The organism is Agromyces sp. Marseille-P2726, from assembly GCF_902809835.1.
Taxonomy (GTDB): domain Bacteria; phylum Actinomycetota; class Actinomycetes; order Actinomycetales; family Microbacteriaceae; genus Agromyces.
This window is the reverse complement of sequence record NZ_CADDWM010000004.1, coordinates 59,724-78,387: the sequence shown is the minus strand read 5'-3', so window position 1 is coordinate 78,387 and position 18,664 is coordinate 59,724. Positions and strand designations below refer to the sequence as shown.

Genomic DNA, 18,664 nt, shown 5'->3' with positions numbered 1-18,664 from the left:
CCGCAAGAACGCTTGACGACGAGGTCAGAGAGCAGATGACAGTGACGATCGACGAGAGCAGCACTCGCACACTCACAGTCCCGCCTGAAGCGTGGAACACACCGCCGCCGCGGCGGCCCGGCAAGAAGGCGCTCATCAGCTACGGTCACTGGTGGTGGGCGCTCCCCGCGGTACTCCTCGTGATCGGCGTGCACTACGTCGCCACCCTGACGGGCGGATTCTTCGCCTTCACGAACTGGACCGGACTCGGCGAATGGTCGTTCGTCGGCTTCGACAACTTCGAGCGGATCTTCCAGGATCCTCTGCTGTTCGGCGCCGTGGTGAACACGCTGTTCCTCGCCTTCGCCTCGGTGATCCTCACCAATGTCTTGGGGCTGCTCTACGCACTCGCGATCAACCGCATGCTCAAGTCCCGGTACATCCTGCGCACCCTGCTGTTCATGCCGGTGGTCCTCAGCCCGCTGGCGGTCGCCTACGTGTGGAAATTCATCTTCCAGTTCGACGGCCCTCTCAACGGCTTCCTCGGCCTGATCGGACTCGAGGAGTTCCAGAAGGTCTGGCTGGCCGACCCCGCATGGTCGATCTGGGCCATCCTCATCACCGTGGTCTGGCAGCAGACCGGGTTCACGATGGTGATCTACCTGGCTGGACTGGCCAGCGTCCCGGTCGAGGTCGAAGAGGCGGCCGCTCTGGATGGCGCGGGCATCTGGCAGCGATTCTGGCATGTCGTCGCTCCAGCCATCCGCCCGTCGATCGCCATCGCCACAACCCTCGGAATCATCCAGGGCCTGCGGATCTTCGACCAGATCCTCGCACTCACCGGCGGCGGGCCGGCCGGGGCAACGGAGACACTCGCGACTCAGGTCTACAAGCAGGCGTTCTCGCTGGGTCAGTTCGGCTTCGGCTCAGCGCTCGCCCTCGTCTTGACCGTGATCATCCTCGCGTTCGCCATCCTCCAGCAGTACGTGACCCGCGACCGCGACGCCACCGGAAGGGCTTGACTCATGTTCCGCTACACCAAGGCCACCGCCCTTCGCGAGGTGCTCGTCTGGATCGTCACGCTCATCGGCCTGCTGCCCTTCTACCTGCTCATCGTGACCGCGCTCAAGCCCGACCAGGAGGTGCTCACGACCAGCGCCATCGCTCCGCCGTCGTCGGTCGACTTCGGCGCCTTCGTCGAGGTGCTCACGACTGGGGGCCGTAACAGCATCCCCATGAGCATCCTCAACAGCGTCATCATCACGGCCGGCGCGATCGTCGGTCTCGTCCTCCTCGGCTCAGTCGCGGCGTACGTCATCGCCCGGCGGACGCGCACCTGGACCAACCTCACCTACTACCTGGTGCTGATCGCGATCATCCTGCCCGCTCAGCTCGGCACCGTGCCGCTCTACATCGGAGCGCGATCGGTCGGACTCACCGGCAATGCCCTCGGCATGATCCTGTTGTGGATCGGCATCCTGCTGCCGCTGTCGGTCTTCCTCTACGCCAGTTTCTTCCGTGGGCTGACGACCGAGTACGAGGAGGCCGCCGTCATCGACGGGGCCTCGCCGACGCAGGCCTTCTTCCGCGTGGTGCTTCCTCTGATGTCACCAGCCACCGGCACGGTCGCGATCCTCGCCGGGCTCATCGTGTGGAACGACTTCTTCAACTCGCTGATCTTCCTCGGAGGCTCCGAGACACAGACGCTGCCCGTTGCGATGTACACGTACGTCGGCGGCCTGGTGTCGGCCTGGAACAAGATCTTCGCGGTGGTCATCATCTCGATGATCCCGATCCTGCTGTTCTACATGTTCGCCCAGAAGCGCTTCATCCAGGGCTTCGCCGGCGGCCTGAAGGGTTGACGGGTGCCGCGTCGCCGGCGATCCACGACCTAACCGACCTCCATCCCACCACGAAGGGCATCCATCACTCGTGTACCAGCTCGCACCCAACATCGAACTCCTCTTCACCGAGGCCGGCGACTACCACGACCGCGTGCGTGCCGCTGCCGCCGCGGGCTTCACCGCTGTCGAGATGTGGGGACCCACGGGGGTGGATGCTCCGGCGAAACCGAAGGACGTGCCGTCGCTCAAGGCGGCGCTCGTCGAGACCGGCACGCAGCTCACGGCGCAGCTCGCCGAGCCGCGCACGCAGTTCATGATCCCGCCGTGGGACCACTCGGAATTCTTCCGCAAGCTCGACGAGGGCGTCGCGATCGCGCACGACCTCGGCTGCCCGCGCATCGTCGTTGGCAGCGGCACGGGCTTCGGAGGCTGGAAGCGCCAGGTGCAGCTCGACAAGCTCATCGAGATCTACCAGAAGGCGATCGCACAGATCGACGGATCCGAGATCACGCTCGTTCTCGAACCCGTGAACGTGCGCGTCGACCACCCGGGCTCGCTGCTCGACCGCACGAGCGAGGCCGTGTACGTGGCGCGAGGAGTCGACTCGCCGTTCTTCGGCGTGTTGTACGACATCTACCACTCCGCCGTCGAGGGCGAGGACATGGCGGTCGAGCTCGCAAATGCCGGCAACCTCGTCAAGTACGTGCAGCTCGCCGACGCGCCAGGCCGGGGCGAGCCCGGTTCGGGGTCACTCGACTGGTCCGGCACGCTCGAGATCCTGCGAACGTCGGGCTACGACGGGCCCATCGGGCTCGAGTACTACCCGACGCAGGAGTCCGTTGCATCCGTCGCCCTGATCCGCGAACTGGCGGCGAGGGCGTGAGCTCGGCAGTCGCGACCCGGTATCCCGAGGTCGTCGATGTCGCCATCGTCGGCAGCGGTCCGACGGGTTCCGCCTACGCGCGCATCCTCAGCGAGGAGGTCCCGGGCGTGACCATGGTCATGTTCGAGGTCGGGCCGACGGTATCCGATCCGCCGGGCGCGCACGTCAAGAACATCGAGGATCCCGACGCGCGAGCCGCCGCGCAACGCGCCTCGGAGGGACCTGGTGCTGGCGCCGCGACCGTGAACTCGCCCGGAGCGGTCAAGAGCGGCGAACGGCGTGCCCGCCCGGGCACGTTCCTGCTCGAGGACGGCTATGCGTTCCCGGGCGAGGATGGCCTGCCCGTCGCCGCGATGTCGAGCAACGTCGGCGGCATGTCGGCCCACTGGACGGGTGCCTGCCCGCGACCCGGCGGCCGCGAGCGCATCCGGTTCCTGCCCGACCTCGACGAACTGCTCGACGAGGCCGACCGCCTGCTCGGCGTGACGGCCGACGCCTTCGACGGCGCTCCGTTCACCGGGCTCGTGCGCGAGCGCCTCGCGGCCGCGGTCGATGACGGCCGTGAGCCCGCGGCCCGCGTGCAGCGCATGCCGCTCGCGGTGCACCGCCGGCCCGACGGACGCCTGGTCTGGTCGGGCTCCGACGTCGTGCTCGGCGATGAGACGCGCGGGAATCCCGACTTCCACCTGTACGACGAGTCACTGGTCACACGCGTGCTCGTCGACGGCGATGGTGCCGCGGGGGTGGCCGTGCGCGACCTGCGCACGGGCGAGACGCACGAGGTGCGAGCCCGTGCGGTCGTGGTCGCGGCGGATGCGCTGCGCACGCCGCAGTTGCTCTGGGCCAGCGGCATCCGCCCTGACGCCCTCGGCCGGTACTTGAACGACCAGACCCAGGTCGTGTATGCGGCCCGTATCCGCGATGTCGATCTCGGCGAGGGTACTGAGCACGCCGCGCCCGCGGAGGGCGGGCTCAGCGAGCAGAGCGGCGTGAGCTGGGTGCCCTACACCGACGAACTTCCGTTCCACGGGCAGATCATGCAGTTGGATGCCTCGCCCATCCCGCTCGCCGATGATGACCCGATCGTGCCGGGATCGATCGTCGGCCTCGGGCTGTTCTGCGCGAAGGACCTCCAGCGGGAGGACCGCATCGAGTTCAGCGACGACGAGGTCGACGCATACGGCATGCCCGCCATGCGCATCCACTACCGCCTCACTGATCGCGACCACGAGGTGCTCGATCGCGCGCGCGAGGAGATCGCGCGCCTCGGTGCCGCCGTCGGCGAGCCGCTCGATCCGCGACCGTTCACGATGCCCCTCGGCGCTTCGCTGCACTACCAGGGCACCACGCGCATGGGCGAGGCGAACGACGGCGAGAGCGTGTGCAACGTCGACAGCAAGGTCTGGGGCGTGCCGGGCCTCTTCGTCGCAGGCAACAACGTCATCCCGACGGCGACAGCGTGCAATCCGACGCTGACCAGTGTCGCATTGGCAGTCCGCGGGGCCCGTCGACTGGCGGGCGAACTTGTCGCCGATCTTGCTTCTGTCGAAAAAGAACATTAGAGTGAAGGAATGATGACAAAGATGTCCGGGAGGCTCTCATGATCTCCGATCGCATGATCGAAGCGGGCACGCTGACGACGGATGGCGCGCGCGCCGCCGTCGAGGTGCGCCTTCCGTGGTACCGGGCCCTTCCGGGCTCTTGCATCGCCGGCGCCGCGCTCGCCGTCGACGGCCTTCGGGCGCCAGCGGAATCACTGCGCTGGACCATGAACGACCGCACCTTCACCTTCGACGAGCTGGTCGACGAGACCGGCGAGTGGTGGTTCCCGACCGACTCCGCCGTGCTCTCGGGCGAGATTGCGGTGACGGCGGATGGAGCCGAGCACGAGGTCCGCGTCGACCTGACGCTCTACATCCCGTACATCGTCATCGGCGAGAACGAGGTGCTCCACATCGAGGAGCACGACACCAAGACCATGACGGCACGAGAGGTGGTCGCGGCATGAGCGGCGGACTCGGCACCCCCATTCAGGGCGTCACCCTCTACAGCTTCACCCGCGCCTTCCATGGGCGCCAGTACGACCTCGAGGGCCTCATCCGCAAAGTCGCCACCGAGGGCTATGGTCCCGGACTCGAGATCATCGGCTTCTCCAGCTTCCGCGGGTTCCCCGAGATCGACGACCGGTTCGCCGGTTGGTTCCGAGACCTCGTGGACGAGGTCGGCCTGGTCACCACCTCGCTCGCCGTGAACGCCGACATCGGCATCCACCGCGACCGCCTCCTTACACAGGATGAGCTCATCGAGTACATGCGCCGCCAGATCGACGCCGCCGCCAAGCTCGGCTTCCCGATCGCACGCGTGCAGATCTCGCTCACGCCCGACTCGATGGAACAGCTCGCGCCCATCGCCGAGCGCTACGGCGTCACGCTCGCCCTCGAGGTGCACGCCGACCAGTACGCGTCGCACCCGCGTATCCTCGCGCTTCGCGACCGCTACGAGCAGGTCGGGTCGCCGTTCCTCGGCTTCACCATGGACTGGGGCGCCACCGTCACCGGATTCGCACCGTCGCTGCTCGAAGCGTACCGCCGCCGCGGCGCGACCGACGAGCTGCTCGCGAAGGTCGTCGACCTGTGGAACGGCTTCTACGAGCAGGGCCCGCCCGCCGATCAGGCCGAGCACGGCCAGCGGTTCGGCGCCTTCATCGGGCTGGCCGCACAGAACGGCCGGCCCGACCTCGGTATCGACTTCGGTATCAACGGCACCGGCCTCTTCGGTCCGGCGCGCGTCGACGACTGGCTCGAGATCATGCCGTGGATCCGCCACGTGCACGGCAAGTTCTTCGGCATCGACGAGCGCGGCGAGGAGCCCTCGGTCCCCGTCCGCGACCTGATCAGCCTGCTCGTCGAGCAGGGCTACTCGGGGGCGGTCTCGAGCGAATACGAGGGATGGCACTGGAACCACTGGCAGAGCCCGTTCGAGATCATCGCGGCCGAGCAGGCCGTGCAACGATCGGCAGCCGAGGCATCCGGCTCTCGCATGATCACGGACGCCGCGGAAGCCCGCCGCATCCTCGACACCCACCTTGGAAAGGCAGTCCAGGCATGACCGACACGACCACTGGCATCGCGGGCACCGGGATCAAGCTGGGGACGACCCTCTACTCGATGACCAGCGAGTTCGCGGCCGGACTCTACACCCCCGAGACGCTGATCAAGGCAGTCCACGACGAAGGCATCGGCCCTGGCGTCGAGTTCAACATCGCGCAACTGCTGCGCACGTATCCCGATGTCGACGCCGATTTCGTTCGGCTCTGGTTCGACTCGCTCGAGAAGTACGGCCTCGAGGCCAGCGCCGTCGGAACCAACCTCGACATGGGCCGCCGCAAGGACCGCGACATGACGCCCGACGAGGAGCACGACTTCCTGGCGCGGCAGCTCAAGACCGCGCACACCCTCGGCTTCAAGAAGGTCGTCATCCGGTCGCACGGCAAGGAGCTGTTGCGCAGCCTCCTTCCGCTGGCGGAGGAGTACGACCAGTACCTCGGCTACGAGATCCACGCCCCCTCCGGCCCGAACGATCCTGCGGTGCTGCAGATGCGGGAGATGTACGACGAGCTGCAGAGCGAGCGGCTCGGCTTCACCGCCGACTTCTCCTCGACCATGCACAGCCTCTCGCCCATGCTCCTGCGCACGCTGAGCCAGATGGGAATGGACGAGAAGCACTTCCCAGTCATGGAGGAGATCTGGCACGAGCCGACGCTCATGCACGTGCGCAACCAGAAGTTCGAGGACTACCTGACCGCGCAGGGCGTCGACCCGCTCACGTTCGGACCGTTCACGCGCCTCGCGTTCAACATGCACGGGCTCGTGCCGCCCGAGGAGTGGTTGGACATCATGCCGCAGATCTTCCACGTGCACGCGAAGTTCTACGACATCGACGCGAACGGCGACGAGCCCGCGATGGACATCCCCCGCATTGTGAAGCAGTTCGTCGACGGCGGCTACACCGGCTACCTCTCCAGCGAGTGGGAGGGGCACGCGTTCGCCGACCTCGGCGAAGCCGATCCGATCGACCTCGTCAAGAAGCAGCACGCACTCATGCGTCGCGCGATCGAGCAGGAGGCCGGCACCCGTGTCTGAACAGATCACCGCGGCATCCGTCGCCGAACTGCAGGCCGAGATCGAGCGGCTTCGCACCGAGGTCGCCGAGGCCACCCGGCTCTCGCGCAGCGCCCACGACCGAGGCGCAATCGAGAACCTCTTCAACCGCTACATGTACCTGCACAACGCATTCCAGGACGAGCAGATCATCCCGCTGTGGGTGAAGCGCGGCACGCCGGGCATCCGGGCCCGGTACACGAACGCCGGACAGTACACCGACTACGACAGCGTCATCCGCTACCATCAGGGGCGGCCGACGCCGGTCGGCAAGCTCATCCTGCATGCGACGACCACGCCCGTCATCGAGGTCGCTGCCGATGGCGGGACGGCCAAGGGCGTGTGGATCATGGCCGGCACCGAGTCGGGCCTCACCGACCCCGAGGTCGCCAAGGCCTTCCCCGACATGTATTCGCCCGGTACCGTGCAGGGCAAGAAGGTCTGGGCCCACTGGGTGTGGTGCAAGTACGCCATCGACTTCCTCCGTCAGGACGGCGAGTGGAGGATCTGGAAGTTCCGGTGCTACGAGCTCGCCCGCGCTCCGTTCCACGAGGACTGGATCAGCTTCGGCGAGAAGAACCAGGCCGCGTTCGATCTCGACCTCATGTACTTCGGCGACGACGGCAAGCCGGTCTTCATGCCGCCGGCCGACGAGCCGGTGCCGAGCGAGTATCACCCGTATCACCCGTCGACCCGTCAGACGCTCGAGCCGGCGCCCCCCGTGCCGCACGAGACGTTCACCGACACCTTCAAGTAAGGCAGGCATCGCAATGGCCACCCACAACTCGCTCTTCTCCGAGCACGACGTCCGACGCGTCGAGAACGGCATCGCGGTCTCGGTGCAGCTGCCTTGGTACCGCAGCCTCTGGCTCTCGGCCGTCGACGACGTCGCCGTGACCGTGAACGGCGAGGCGATCCCGTCCGACCGGCTTCGCTTCGAGCTTCAGGGGCGCCAGTACCGCGTCGAGGAGCTGCCCCAGCAGTGGGACACGCTCTGGTTCGTCGCCGACCGCCCCGACGTGCTGATCGACCTCGGCCGCACCCCCGAGCCGGGAGTGAAGCTCACCGTCGAGGTCGTGTTGACCATGCGCCTGCTGTACATGCAGATCATGCCGGGCGTCGACGGCGGTCCCGGCCGTTACGTCACCAACCGCGTGCCCGTCGAGCGCCAGGTGGTGCTCGCATGAGCACCACCGACGGCGCGCCTCCCCGGCTCCGGGTTGCGATGATCGGCTACGGCTTCATGGGCGCCGCACACTCCCAGGGGTGGCGCACCTCTCCTCGGGTCTTCGACCTCCCCGCCGAACCCGAGATGGCGGTCGTCGTCGGCCGCAATGCGGCGGCGGTGTCGGATGCCGCGGCGAAGTGGGGCTGGGCCGAATCGGCGACCGACTGGCGGGAGGTGATCGGGCGGAACGACATCGACCTGGTAGACATCGTCACGCCCGGCGATTCCCACGCCGAGATCGCGATCGCCGCGCTGGACGCCGGCAAGCACGTGCTCTGCGAGAAGCCGCTCGCGAACACGGTCGCCGAGGCCGAGGCGATGACGGATGCCGCCACTCGCGCGGCGGCCCGAGGCATCCGTGCCATGGTCGGGTTCACGTATCGTCGCGTGCCCGCCGTCACGTTCCTGCGCGACCTGATCGCGCAGGGTGCGGTCGGACGCATCGCCCAGGTTCGCGCAAGCTACCGTCAGGACTGGCTCGTCGACCCCGAGATGCCGCTCGCGTGGCGCCTACAGAAGGAGCACGCAGGGTCGGGGGCGCTCGGTGACATCGGCGCCCACGCCATCGACCTGGCGCAGTTCGTCACCGGCATGAAGCTCGAGAAGGTGTCCGGTGTCGTCGACACCATCGTGAAGCAGCGTCCGCTGCTCGGGGCGGGCTCGGGCCTCTCCGGAACCGCAGCCGAGGGCTACGGGGAGGTCACCGTCGACGACGTCGCCATCTTCACCGGCCGCTTCGAGGGTGGGGTGCTCGGCTCGTTCGAGGCGACGCGCTTCGCGACCGGACGCAAGAACGCGCTCTCGATCGAGGTTTCGGGCGACAAGGGCGCGCTCGCCTTCGATCTCGAGGATCTCAACACGCTCTCCTTCTACGACCGCACGGCACCGAACCAGACGCAGGGGTTCACACGCATCCTCGTGACCGAGTCGGAGCACCCGTACGTGTCGGGCTGGTGGCCGGCGGGTCACATGCTCGGCTACGAGCACGGCTTCAGCCATCAGGTGAAGGACCTCGTGGAGGGGATCGTCGAGGGCGTCGATCCGCACCCGACCTTCGCCGAAGGACTGCAGGTGCAGCGTGTGCTGGCCGCGGTCGAGCAGAGCTCCGAACGCGAATCGGCGTGGGTCCGCGTCGGCGCGGAAGCGATGACCCCGAGCACCTGAACGAACCAGATGGAGGAGACGACGATGACCCGACCGATCACGCTGTTCACGGGCCAGTGGGCCGACCTGCCACTCGAGGAGGTCGCCCGCCTCGCCTCGGAGTGGGGATACGAGGGACTCGAGCTGGCCTGTTGGGGGGATCATCTCGACCCGTGGCGCTGGGACGACGACGCCTATGTCCAGGGGCGGCTCGAACTGCTCGAGCGGCACGGACTGAAGGTGTGGGCGATCTCGAACCACCTCAAGGGCCAGGCGGTCTGCGACGACCCGATCGACGAGCGTCACCGCGACATCCTCTCCGACCGCGTGTGGGGCGACGGCGAACCCGAGGGGGTGCGCCGTCGCGCCGCCGAGGAGATGCAGCACACCGCGCGGCTGGCCGCGAAGCTCGGCGTGAAGACTGTCGTGGGCTTCACGGGATCGAGTATCTGGAAGTACGTCGCGATGTTCCCGCCCGTATCGCAGGAACTCGTCGACGCCGGCTACGAGGACTTCGCTGCGCGCTGGAACCCGATCCTCGATGTCTTCGACGAGGTGGGCGTGCGGTTCGCCCACGAGGTGCACCCGTCGGAGATCGCCTACGACTACTGGACTACGAAGCGTACGCTCGAGGCGATCGGCCACCGCGAGGCATTCGGCCTGAACTGGGACCCGTCGCACTTCATGTGGCAGGACCTCGACCCGGTGAGCTTCATCCTCGACTTCCAGGACCGGATCTACCACGTCGACTGCAAGGACGTGAAGCTGAACGTCGGCAACGGCCGCAACGGCCGCCTGGGTTCGCACCTCGCGTGGTCCGACCTGCGCCGCGGATGGGACTTCGTGTCGACCGGCCGGGGTGATGTGCCCTGGGAGAAGAGCTTCCGTGCGCTCAACGCGATCGGCTACGACGGCCCGATCTCGGTCGAGTGGGAGGACGCGGGCATGGACCGCCTGACCGGAGCGCCCGAGGCTCTCGAGTTCGTGAGGCGCAACGCGTTCGCCGCCCCGACCGCCGCCTTCGACGCCGCCTTCAGCACACGCTGACGCGATGCGGCGGCCGCGCCGGAACTCGCGGGTGACGAAAGCCGCGCCGGCCGAGGCCCTACTTCCGCGCCCGCGCGAGTGCGCGTGACCCGGCGTACCATGCACTCGCGAGCCCGAGCACGGCGAGGCAGGTCATCGCAGTCATCGCCGGCAACGCCGTCTGGGTGCCGGCGATGCCGCCGAGCGGCGACGCGAGGGCGCCGAAGACGAACTGGGTGAAACCGACCAGCGCGGAGCCGGCGCCCGCCGCGGCACGCGCCTCGCCGACGGCGAGGGCCGATGCGCTCGACATCACCGAGCCGCAGCCCACGGCGAATGCACTCACGAGCACGAGATAGGTCGTCAGCGTCAGGGTGTCCGTGACCGTCAGGACGACCCCTGCGGCAGCGGCGAGCGCCTGCAGCGACTGGGCGATCCTGAGCGTCGCCGGCGCACCGCTCGGGTGCGCGATCCCCCCGTTGAGCCACGCGCCCGCCATGACCGAGACGGAGCTCAGGGAGAACGTGAGTCCGTACCCGAGCGGGGTGATGCCGAGCACGTCCTGCACGATGAACGACGATGAGCTGATATAGACCATGAGCGCGGCGTACCCGGCGCCGAACGCGACCGCATAGCCCATGAACACCGGATGCCGCAGCAGGCGGCCGATGTTCCGCGCGAGCGTGCCGAGGGTGAACGGGTGCCGACGCTCGACGGGCAGGCTCTCGGGAACGAAGAGCGTCGCTACGACGAGCATGCCGGTCGCCAGCACCGCGAGACCCAGGAGGGCGATCCGCCAGCCGCCCAGCTGGGTCAGGAGCGCGCCGAGTGGGCTCGCGACCGCGGGACCGAGGGCGATCATGACGAAGATCGCGCTGAAGGCGCGCACCGCCTGCGCGTGGTCGACGAGATCCGCGATCACGGCGCGGGCCAGCACCGTGCCCGAGGCGCCGGCGAATCCCTGAACCCCGCGAACGAGGATCAACACCTGAATCGTGGGGCTGACGGCGGCCAGGTAACAGCAGAGCGCGAACAGGGTCAGTGCGACGACGAGGGTTCGGCGTCGACCGAGGGCATCGGACACGGAGCCGATCAGCAACTGGCCGAGGGCCGATCCGGCGAGGAGCGCCGTGAGCGTGAGCTGCACCGTCGACGCGCCGACCCCGAGGTCTTCGGCGATGTCGGGGAACGCCGGGAGGTAGAGGTCGGTCGACAGCGAGCCCGCCATCGAGATGTACCCCAGCACCAGCATCAGCCCGGGGCTGATGCGCCGAGCCGAGCGCGCCCCGAGTCGGTCGCGCTCGTCAGGAAGGCCGCCCACGAGATCCTCTCGTCTGCCTACAGCGCGGTGTCGAGGGGCCAGCCCGTATAGGCCTCCGCGAGGAAGCGGCGGCCGGCCTCGGATTCGACGACGGATCGGAGCTCTCCGACCTGCCGGCGGCGATCGAAGTCGGTGGCGTCGGGCGCGACGTGCAGCATGCTCGTCATCCACCAGGAGAAGTGCTGCGCCTTCCAGATGCGCCGTGAGGCGGTCTCGGGGTAGGCGTCGAGCGGGCGCTCGTCGTTCTCGAGGAGCAGGGCGCGCAGCGCGCGGCCGAGCAGGATGACGTCGGCGACGGCGAGGTTCATACCCTTCGCTCCGGTCGGCGGCACCGTGTGGGCGGCGTCCCCGACGAGTGCGACCCGGCCGTGCCGGAGTTCGTGGGCGACGAAGCTGCGGAACCGGAGCACGTCGCGCTGGAAGATGTGCCCCTCCTTCAGGGTCGTGCCGGGCACGCGCGCTTGGAGGTGTTCCCAGAGCTCCTCCTCGGTGAACGACTCGGGGTCGACGTCGGGGTCGCACTGGAAGTACATGCGCTGCACGGTGTCGGAGCGCTGGCTGATGAGCGCGAATCCGTTGGGCGAGTTGGAGTAGATGAGCTCCTCCGAGCTCGGCGGCGCCTCGCAGAGGATGCCGAACCACGCGAACGGGTACTCCCGGAAGTAGCCGCCGGTCTGCGACCCCGTGACGGCCGTACGGGCGACGGACCGCGATCCGTCGGCGCCGACGACGAACTCGGCATCGATCTCGAGCGGCTCACCGTCGGCATCGGTGGCGAACACCCGCGGGCGGGCGCCCTCGGCGCCCTCGACGCGCTCAGCAGTGACGCCGAACCGAACATCCTGGCCCTCGGCGAGTCGCACTTCGATGAGGTCCTTGAGCACCCGGTGCTGCGGATAGAGCCAGACGCTGCGACCGACGAGCCCCTGGAAGTCGATCCGGTGCCCTTCCCCCTCGAACCGGAGCTCGATGCCGTCGTGCCGGTGCCCCTCGGCGAGGGCGCGCGAGGAGGCGCCCGAGGCATCGAGCACCTCGACGGTGCCCTGCTCGAGGATGCCGGCACGGATCGTCTGCTCGATCTCGTCGCGGCTGCGCGAGTCGATGACGACGCTCTCGATGCCCGACTTCGCGAGCAGGTGCGAAAGCAGCAGACCCGCGGGACCCGCGCCGATGATCGCGACCCGGGTGCGGACGGTGGTGGTCATGTCGTCTCCCTCGACGGTTGGATGCCTCGGATCAGTGTGCGGCTCGGCACGCGTTCCGAGCGTGCCGCTTCCCATTCAACGGGAAGCAAATCTCAGTCGACCCCGTCATGGCAACGAGCGGCCGAGGGATGCCTCGATGCGCCGGGCCGCCCGATGCAGCGCCGAGATCGCTGCATCCGGACGCGCCTCGCGGGGGAGCACGACCGACAACGCGGCGATCACCTCATCCGCATCGCGAATCGGCACGGCGACGCCGGTCGACACCGTCTCGACGGTGCCGGGCGCGACCACATGCCCCGCGCGGCGGACCTCGGCGAGGAGACGGCGCAGCTCCGCGGCATCCGTCACCGTCTCGGGGGTCAGCGCGCGCAGTTGGCCGCCGAGGACGCGTTCGCGCACCTCGTCGGGCGCGTACGCAAGCAGCACCAGGCCCGACGACGACGCGTGCAACGGCAGGCGCCCCGCGATACGGGTGATGTTCGCCCCGGCATCGGGATGCGAGAGCCGCTCGAGGAACAGCGCCTCGTCCTGCTCGAGCACCGCGAGTTGGGTGTGCTCACGGACGAGCTCCTGCACGGCCTGCATCTGCACGAGCGCGGCCTGCCTGAGTCGGAGCGCGGTGGACCCGCGCAGCGCGAGTTCCCACAGGCGGAGGCCGAGCCGCACCCGGTGATCGTCGTCGCGCTCGAGCAGCCCCACGGTGACGAGGTCGTCGACGATGCGGTGCGCCGTCGACGATGGCAGCCCCGAACGCCGGCTGATCTGCGACGCGGTCTGCAGCGTGCGGTCGGTCGAGAAGGTGTCGAGCACCCGCACGATCCGCTCGGTCATCGAATCGCCGCTCCGCGAGTTCGCCATGCTCTCAGCATCGCACCACTGCCGGCTCCGGCTGTGTCCGCTCAGCCGACGTACCGTCGGATCGCCCGTTCCAGCGTGATGGTGACGGTGGCGAGCGAATCCAGGTCGACCCACTCGTCGGCGGCATGCGCCCCGCCGCCGTCGACCCCGAACATGACCGTGTCGATGCCGGCGGCCTGCAGCAGGGCGCAGTCCGTCCAGAACGGCTCGCCGCGCCGGGTCGGCTCCCGGCCCGTGACGTCGCGGAAGCTCGCGGCGGCGATCGCTGCCAGGTCGGATGCCGCGTCGGCTTCGAACGTGCCGCGATGCGTGGTGATCTCGAGGTCGGCGCTGAAGGCGGCATCCGCTCGGCCGAGGTCGTCGAGGATGCCGCGGAGTTCCCGCTCGAACGTGATGTGATTCTCGCCTGGGATCGTGCGCCGCTCGATCGTGACGGCGCACGTGTCGGGATAGCTCGACGGCTCGGCGCCGCCCGCGATGGTGCCGGCGTGCACGTTGCCGGTGCCGAGCAGCGGATGCCGCGGACCCGAGGCGAGGCGAGCGCCGAGCTCGTCGATCGCGGTGAGCACGCGCCCCGCCTTGGCGATCGCGTCGATGCCGAGGTCGGGGCGCGATCCGTGCGCGGCTCGGCCGTGGACGGTGACCGTCGCCCACACGAACCCACGGTGTGTCGTGACGAGGTCGAGTCCGGTCGGCTCGACCACGACGGCTCCGTCCGTGACGACCGCCTCGAGCACCTCCTCGGTGCCGAGGCTGCCGTGCTCCTCGTCGGCGACGAGCGCGAGCACGACGTCGCCGCGGTGCGGCTCGCGGTGCGCGCGGGCCGCGGCGACTATCATCGCGGCGAGGCCGGACTTCATGTCGTAGGCGCCTCGGCCGTGGAGGGTCCCGTCGCGGAGCACGGGCTCGAGGCCGTCGCCCTCGTAGCTCGCCAGCGAGACGGTGTCGAGGTGACCGTTGAGCATGAGGCTTCGCCCGCCGCCGGCGCCACGGGCGACGGCGATGACGGACGGGCGACCGGGCGTCGCCTCGAGACGGCGGCACTCGAATCCGCACTCGGCGAGCCACCCGGTGACTGCGTCTGCGATGTCGGCCTCGCCTGCGCCGCCGGCGACGAGTGCCGGGTTGACCGAGTCGATGGCGATGAGTCGGCGGAGCAGCTCGACCTCTTCGGGGGCAGGCGAACTCATCGTCCTGCGGGAAGCGGATTGGCGAGCCGGCCCTCGGTCGAGAGCAGCAGCACGGTCGCATCGGGTCCGAGGTCGTCGCGGGGCCGAGCGTCGGCGAGCAGTGCGCGCACTCCCGCGAGTGTCGCGGCCCCGCACGGACCGGAGTCGATGCCGAGTGCCTCGAGGTCGTGCACCGCTCGGACCGCCTCCTCCTCGCCGACCGTGACGGCTGCATCGAGGCCAGCCGCCAGCACCGGCCAGGCAATGTCCGACGGCGTGCCGCAGTTGAGGCCCGACATGACCGTGTAGCTGGTGCGCACGCTGACGAGCCTGCCGGCATGGAGCGACTCGATGATCGGCGGCGCTGCCTCGGCTTCGACGCTCAGCACGATGGGCGCAGGCTCGGCCGAGCGGTAGTGGTGCACCGCGGCCTGCGCGAGCGATCCGACCCCCACGGGAACCGCGACGAGGCCGGCCTCGTCGACGCCGGCTGCGGCGAGTTGGGCGTCGGCCTCCTCGAACAGGGTGGAGTAGCCGTCGACGATCCACTGCGGCACCTGCGCGTAACCGGGCCATGCGGTGTCCTGGATCAGCACCGCGCCCGTTCCCGTGTGTTCCGCGGCCCGCCTGGCCGCGGCGACCACGTCGTCGTAGGGAATCGCGAGCTCGACGGTCTCGGCGCCCTCGTCGGCGATCGCCTCCTTCGCTTCGGCGCTGAGCGTGTCGGGGAACCAGATCTGCGCCGGCAGTCCGAGCAGCCGTGCGGTGTGGGCCACGGCCCGCCCGTGGTTGCCGTCGGTGGCCGCGACGAGCGGAACCGGCCGGTCGGCGGAGAGCGCTTCACGCAGGTCGTCGAGCGGCAGCGCGCGATCGGGGGAGCCGACCCGCGCCGAGAGCGCCCGGGAGATCGCGTAGGCGGCCCCGAGGATCTTGAACGCCGGCAGCCCCAGCCGCGAGCTCTCGTCCTTCACGAACACCCGGCCCACGCCCAGCTCGACCGCGAGGTCGGACACCTCGACCAGCGGCGTCGGGCCGTAGCCGGGCAGGCTGCGGTGGAACTCGACCACGCCACTCGGGCTGTCGGTGCGCCACGCGCGTGCGGCCGGCTTCCAGTACGGCGCGCTCATGCGTCGGCCTCCTCGGCGAGGCGCAGGAGCGTCGTGCCGAGCACCGAGATCCCGGCGGCGCAGTCCTCGGGCGTGGAGAACTCGCGCGGATTGTGGCTGATGCCGTCGTACTGTCCGCGCACGAAGACCATCGCGGTCGGGGCGATCGCGGCGATCTCCTGCGCGTCGTGACCGGCGCCCGACATGAGGCGCATCGTCGGGATGCCGAGGTCGGCCGCGGCATCCGATATCGCATCTTGAACGGATGCCGCGAACGGGACGCGCGCCGTCTTCGCCATGCGCCTCGTCTCCACGCGCAGCCCAGGCTGCTGCTCGGGCAGTGACGCGAGGAACGCGGCCAGGTCGGCTTCGGCCGCGGCCATGTGCCCGTCGTCGGGGTTGCGAAGGTCGACGGTGAGCTCGGCGCGGTCGGGCACGACGCTCGGCAGCCCGGGGGACGTGCTCACGTGGCCGACGGTTCCGCGGAGCCGTCCGTAGTGCCCCGAGTCGACCATCTCGCGGATGCGCACGATCACCTGCGCGGCCGCCAGGCCGGCGTCGACCCGCAGCTCGGTGGGCGTGGTGCCGGCGTGCGCCGCCCGCCCGTGGATCGTGACTCGCTGCCACGAGATCGCCTGCACGCCCGTCACCACCCCGACCGCGTAGCCCTGCTGCGCGAGCACCGGGCCCTGCTCGATGTGACACTCGACGTAGGCGTGCGGCGGTTCCAAGCGCACCGCACGTTCGCCCCTGAACCCGATGCGCGCGAGCTCGTCGCCGAACCGGAGCCCCCGCGCGTCGACCAGCTCGTACGCGTACTCGAGGCTGAGCCGCCCGGCTGCGACCGCCGAGCCCAACATGTCCGTGCCGAACCGCACGCCCTCCTCCTCGGTGAACGCGGCGATCACGAGTGGACGCCGTGTCGTGACGCCGGCGTCGTCGAGGCTGCGAACGACCCCGAGGGCACCGAGCACCCCGAGGCATCCGTCGAATGCGCCAGCGGTGGCGACGCTGTCGATGTGCGAGCCGGCCATCACCGGCGCGAGGTCGGGCTCGCTGCCATCGCGGCGACCGAAGATGGACCCCATCTCGTCGATGGTCACCTCGAGGCCGGCCTCCTCCATCCAACGGACGAGCAGCCGCCGTCCCTCGGCGTCGTCGTCGGTGAGCGACAGCCGGTCGACGCCGACGAGGCCGGTCGCGGCATCCGTGTACGCGCCGATCTGTGCCAGCTCCATGAGCGACGCCCAGAGCCGATCGGCATCGATGGCCAGCGTGCGCGTGCGCGAGCCGGCGGAAAGGGTTTCGGTCATGCCTCGACGTTAGGCGCCATCCACCCATCGATCGATAGCATGATTCTCACCAGTACACCTGCACTATTTCGAATGGTCACCTGATGTACGACCTGCATCGTCTTCGGCTGCTCCGCGAGCTGAAGCACCGAGGCACGCTCGCGGCGGTCGGCGAGGCGCTCGGGTACAGTGCGTCGGCGATCTCGCACCAGCTCGCGATCCTCGAACGCGAGGTGGGGGTGCCGGTGCTCGAGCCCGTCGGACGCCGGGTCAGGTTGACGGATGCCGCAGAGCTCCTCGTCGCGCACACCGAACGCGTGCTCCTCGAGCTCGAACAGGCGGAGGCGGCGATCGCCGCGAGTCGAACGGATGTCTCGGGGCACGTGCGCCTCGCGACGTTCCAGTCCGCGGCGCACACCATCGTGCCGTCCGCCCTCGATCGGCTGGCCGCCGCGCACCAGCACGTGGACGTCACCTTCCGCCACGTGCACGCGGAGCACGGGCTGCCTGCGTTGCTAGCGCGCGACGTCGACCTCGTGCTCTACGAGGAGTACCCGGGGGCGCCCGTCGCGCCGATCACGAACGTCCGCACGGAGCACCTGCTCGACGACCCGATGCTCATCGCGACGGCTGCCGGCTCGCGTGGACCGCGCCGGCTCGCCGACCTCGCCGGAGCACGTTGGGCGATGGAGCCCCCGGGGACACGGTCGAGGGACTGGGCGGTGGCGACCTGCCGCACGGCCGGCTTCGAGCCGCGTGTCGCCGTCGAATCGACCGATGTGCTCCTGCACGCGCGATTGGCGGCTCGTGGCGACGTCGTCGCATTCCTGCCCGCGCTCATCGCCGAGGAATCCGGCGGTTGCGCCGTGTCACCGAGCGGAGGTGCGCGGACCATCCGCCTCGCGCTCCGGACCGGCAGCGAGGCCAACCCGGCGATCGCCGCCGCGCGCGAGGCGCTGCGAAGCGCGGGCGTGCGGTCGGCAACGGCGAGTTGATCCCGGCCGGCGCTGGGTCGACCAGTGGCTGCCCGGTCAGCGAGCGCGCTCGGGCCCGCCGGTGACGCCGATGCCCGTCACCGCGGTGAGGAGGAACACGGAATCGTCGAGCGCGACGACCCCGTGCCGGCGGTGGGTCAGGATCTCGACGCGGCCGGCGTCGATCTCGGCGGGGTCCTGTCCGGTGACGCGAACCCGCCCCTCGAGCACCTGCAGGCTGGCAGCGTCGGGCGAATTGTGCTCGTTGAGCTCGACGCCCGCCCGGAGCGCGATGATCGACTGGCGGAGCGGACCGTCGCGGAGGATGAGTTCGGCGCTGCGGCCGTGCTCGGTGGCGAGGGCGGCCTCCAGGTGTGTGCGGGCGAGTTCGGTGAGGTCGGCCACGGGAGTCCTCCATCGGCGTGGGCATGCGTCGTCGACATGCTCATGCGGCCCAGTATGCCAAGCGGGCAGGC

Annotated in this window: 19 protein-coding genes; 12 read left to right on the top strand and 7 right to left on the bottom strand. The window is 69.4% G+C overall.

The window, feature by feature from the left end; translation table 11 throughout:
- Nucleotides 1-35: 35 nt before the first annotated feature.
- The 11 genes from HUS56_RS01475 (at nucleotide 36) to HUS56_RS01425 (ending at nucleotide 10,284) form a co-directional block, all read left to right on the top strand.
- Nucleotides 36-1,001, top strand: coding sequence for a carbohydrate ABC transporter permease (locus HUS56_RS01475; RefSeq protein ID WP_173921637.1), 966 nt, complete (start codon nucleotides 36-38; stop codon nucleotides 999-1,001).
- 3 nt (nucleotides 1,002-1,004) lie between these two features.
- Nucleotides 1,005-1,841 carry a carbohydrate ABC transporter permease gene (locus tag HUS56_RS01470; RefSeq protein ID WP_173921636.1) on the top strand — a complete coding sequence of 279 codons (837 nt, stop codon included), beginning with the start codon at nucleotides 1,005-1,007 and terminating at the stop codon, nucleotides 1,839-1,841.
- 70 nt (nucleotides 1,842-1,911) lie between these two features.
- Nucleotides 1,912-2,706 (top strand): TIM barrel protein, encoded by a 795-nt coding sequence (locus HUS56_RS01465; protein ID WP_173921635.1) that lies wholly within the window; start codon nucleotides 1,912-1,914, stop codon nucleotides 2,704-2,706.
- Nucleotides 2,703-4,268: a GMC oxidoreductase gene (locus tag HUS56_RS01460; protein ID WP_173921634.1), complete on the top strand. Its 1,566-nt coding sequence runs from the start codon at nucleotides 2,703-2,705 to the stop codon at nucleotides 4,266-4,268. Before HUS56_RS01465 ends, HUS56_RS01460 begins: the two co-directional genes overlap by 4 nt.
- A gap of 38 nt (nucleotides 4,269-4,306) precedes the next feature.
- Nucleotides 4,307-4,714: a DUF6379 domain-containing protein gene (locus HUS56_RS01455; RefSeq protein ID WP_173921633.1), complete on the top strand. Its 408-nt coding sequence runs from the start codon at nucleotides 4,307-4,309 to the stop codon at nucleotides 4,712-4,714.
- Nucleotides 4,711-5,814, top strand: a complete 1,104-nt coding sequence (locus tag HUS56_RS01450; RefSeq protein ID WP_173921632.1) for a sugar phosphate isomerase/epimerase — start codon at nucleotides 4,711-4,713, stop codon at nucleotides 5,812-5,814. The genes HUS56_RS01455 and HUS56_RS01450 overlap by 4 nt, the downstream gene beginning before the upstream one ends.
- The gene (locus tag HUS56_RS01445; RefSeq protein ID WP_173921631.1) at nucleotides 5,811-6,848 is read left to right on the top strand and encodes a sugar phosphate isomerase/epimerase; all 1,038 of its coding nucleotides are present in this window, start codon (nucleotides 5,811-5,813) and stop codon (nucleotides 6,846-6,848) included. The genes HUS56_RS01450 and HUS56_RS01445 overlap by 4 nt, the downstream gene beginning before the upstream one ends.
- A complete protein-coding gene (locus HUS56_RS01440; protein ID WP_173921630.1) occupies nucleotides 6,841-7,623 on the top strand; it encodes a nuclear transport factor 2 family protein in 783 nt (260 codons plus the stop codon). Before HUS56_RS01445 ends, HUS56_RS01440 begins: the two co-directional genes overlap by 8 nt.
- Nucleotides 7,624-7,636: 13 nt before the next feature.
- Nucleotides 7,637-8,053, top strand: a complete 417-nt coding sequence (locus tag HUS56_RS01435; protein ID WP_173921629.1) for a DUF6379 domain-containing protein — start codon at nucleotides 7,637-7,639, stop codon at nucleotides 8,051-8,053.
- Nucleotides 8,050-9,258: a Gfo/Idh/MocA family protein gene (locus HUS56_RS01430; protein WP_371808284.1), complete on the top strand. Its 1,209-nt coding sequence runs from the start codon at nucleotides 8,050-8,052 to the stop codon at nucleotides 9,256-9,258. Before HUS56_RS01435 ends, HUS56_RS01430 begins: the two co-directional genes overlap by 4 nt.
- 24 nt (nucleotides 9,259-9,282) lie before the next feature.
- The gene (locus HUS56_RS01425; RefSeq protein ID WP_173921628.1) at nucleotides 9,283-10,284 is read left to right on the top strand and encodes a sugar phosphate isomerase/epimerase; all 1,002 of its coding nucleotides are present in this window, start codon (nucleotides 9,283-9,285) and stop codon (nucleotides 10,282-10,284) included.
- 58 nt (nucleotides 10,285-10,342) lie between these two features.
- Here HUS56_RS01425 and HUS56_RS01420 read toward each other — a convergent pair whose 3' ends face one another.
- The 6 genes from HUS56_RS01420 to HUS56_RS01395 all read right to left on the bottom strand — a co-directional run bounded on the left by HUS56_RS01420 (nucleotide 10,343) and on the right by HUS56_RS01395 (nucleotide 17,235).
- Entirely contained in the window at nucleotides 10,343-11,584 is a 1,242-nt protein-coding gene (locus HUS56_RS01420; RefSeq protein WP_173921627.1) for a Bcr/CflA family efflux MFS transporter, read from the bottom strand.
- 17 nt (nucleotides 11,585-11,601) lie between these two features.
- A complete protein-coding gene (locus tag HUS56_RS01415; protein ID WP_173921626.1) occupies nucleotides 11,602-12,789 on the bottom strand; it encodes a 4-hydroxybenzoate 3-monooxygenase in 1,188 nt (395 codons plus the stop codon).
- A 105-nt stretch (nucleotides 12,790-12,894) separates the two neighbouring features.
- Complete coding sequence (locus HUS56_RS01410) at nucleotides 12,895-13,647, bottom strand: IclR family transcriptional regulator (protein WP_173921625.1); 753 nt, start codon at nucleotides 13,645-13,647, stop codon at nucleotides 12,895-12,897.
- 41 nt (nucleotides 13,648-13,688) lie between these two features.
- Nucleotides 13,689-14,837 carry an ArgE/DapE family deacylase gene (locus tag HUS56_RS01405; RefSeq protein WP_173921624.1) on the bottom strand — a complete coding sequence of 383 codons (1,149 nt, stop codon included), beginning with the start codon at nucleotides 14,835-14,837 and terminating at the stop codon, nucleotides 13,689-13,691.
- Nucleotides 14,834-15,943: a diaminopropionate ammonia-lyase gene (locus HUS56_RS01400; protein ID WP_173921623.1), complete on the bottom strand. Its 1,110-nt coding sequence runs from the start codon at nucleotides 15,941-15,943 to the stop codon at nucleotides 14,834-14,836. The genes HUS56_RS01405 and HUS56_RS01400 overlap by 4 nt, the downstream gene beginning before the upstream one ends.
- A complete protein-coding gene (locus HUS56_RS01395) occupies nucleotides 15,940-17,235 on the bottom strand; it encodes a Zn-dependent hydrolase (RefSeq protein WP_173921622.1) in 1,296 nt (431 codons plus the stop codon). The genes HUS56_RS01400 and HUS56_RS01395 overlap by 4 nt, the downstream gene beginning before the upstream one ends.
- 83 nt (nucleotides 17,236-17,318) lie before the next feature.
- On the opposite strand from HUS56_RS01395, the gene HUS56_RS01390 reads away from it, so the two are divergent.
- Nucleotides 17,319-18,209, top strand: coding sequence for a LysR family transcriptional regulator (locus tag HUS56_RS01390; RefSeq protein WP_173921621.1), 891 nt, complete (start codon nucleotides 17,319-17,321; stop codon nucleotides 18,207-18,209).
- Between the two features lie 36 nt (nucleotides 18,210-18,245).
- Here HUS56_RS01390 and HUS56_RS01385 read toward each other — a convergent pair whose 3' ends face one another.
- The gene (locus HUS56_RS01385) at nucleotides 18,246-18,593 is read right to left on the bottom strand and encodes a cupin (protein WP_173921620.1); all 348 of its coding nucleotides are present in this window, start codon (nucleotides 18,591-18,593) and stop codon (nucleotides 18,246-18,248) included.
- Nucleotides 18,594-18,664: the final 71 nt, after the last annotated feature.

Bases quoted from the DNA above. Each gene is read 5' to 3' on its own strand.
- HUS56_RS01475 (WP_173921637.1), top strand. From the start codon at position 36: ATGACAGTGACGATCGACGAGAGCAGCACTCGCACACTCACAGTCCCG.
- HUS56_RS01470 (WP_173921636.1), top strand. From the start codon at position 1,005: ATGTTCCGCTACACCAAGGCCACCGCCCTTCGCGAGGTGCTCGTCTGG.
- HUS56_RS01455 (WP_173921633.1), top strand. From the start codon at position 4,307: ATGATCTCCGATCGCATGATCGAAGCGGGCACGCTGACGACGGATGGC.
- HUS56_RS01450 (WP_173921632.1), top strand. From the start codon at position 4,711: ATGAGCGGCGGACTCGGCACCCCCATTCAGGGCGTCACCCTCTACAGC.
- HUS56_RS01445 (WP_173921631.1), top strand. From the start codon at position 5,811: ATGACCGACACGACCACTGGCATCGCGGGCACCGGGATCAAGCTGGGG.
- HUS56_RS01435 (WP_173921629.1), top strand. From the start codon at position 7,637: ATGGCCACCCACAACTCGCTCTTCTCCGAGCACGACGTCCGACGCGTC.
- HUS56_RS01430 (WP_371808284.1), top strand. From the start codon at position 8,050: ATGAGCACCACCGACGGCGCGCCTCCCCGGCTCCGGGTTGCGATGATC.
- HUS56_RS01425 (WP_173921628.1), top strand. From the start codon at position 9,283: ATGACCCGACCGATCACGCTGTTCACGGGCCAGTGGGCCGACCTGCCA.
- HUS56_RS01415 (WP_173921626.1), bottom strand. From the start codon at position 12,789: ATGACCACCACCGTCCGCACCCGGGTCGCGATCATCGGCGCGGGTCCC.
- HUS56_RS01410 (WP_173921625.1), bottom strand. From the start codon at position 13,647: ATGGCGAACTCGCGGAGCGGCGATTCGATGACCGAGCGGATCGTGCGG.
- HUS56_RS01405 (WP_173921624.1), bottom strand. From the start codon at position 14,837: ATGAGTTCGCCTGCCCCCGAAGAGGTCGAGCTGCTCCGCCGACTCATC.
- HUS56_RS01400 (WP_173921623.1), bottom strand. From the start codon at position 15,943: ATGAGCGCGCCGTACTGGAAGCCGGCCGCACGCGCGTGGCGCACCGAC.
- HUS56_RS01395 (WP_173921622.1), bottom strand. From the start codon at position 17,235: ATGACCGAAACCCTTTCCGCCGGCTCGCGCACGCGCACGCTGGCCATC.
- HUS56_RS01390 (WP_173921621.1), top strand. From the start codon at position 17,319: ATGTACGACCTGCATCGTCTTCGGCTGCTCCGCGAGCTGAAGCACCGA.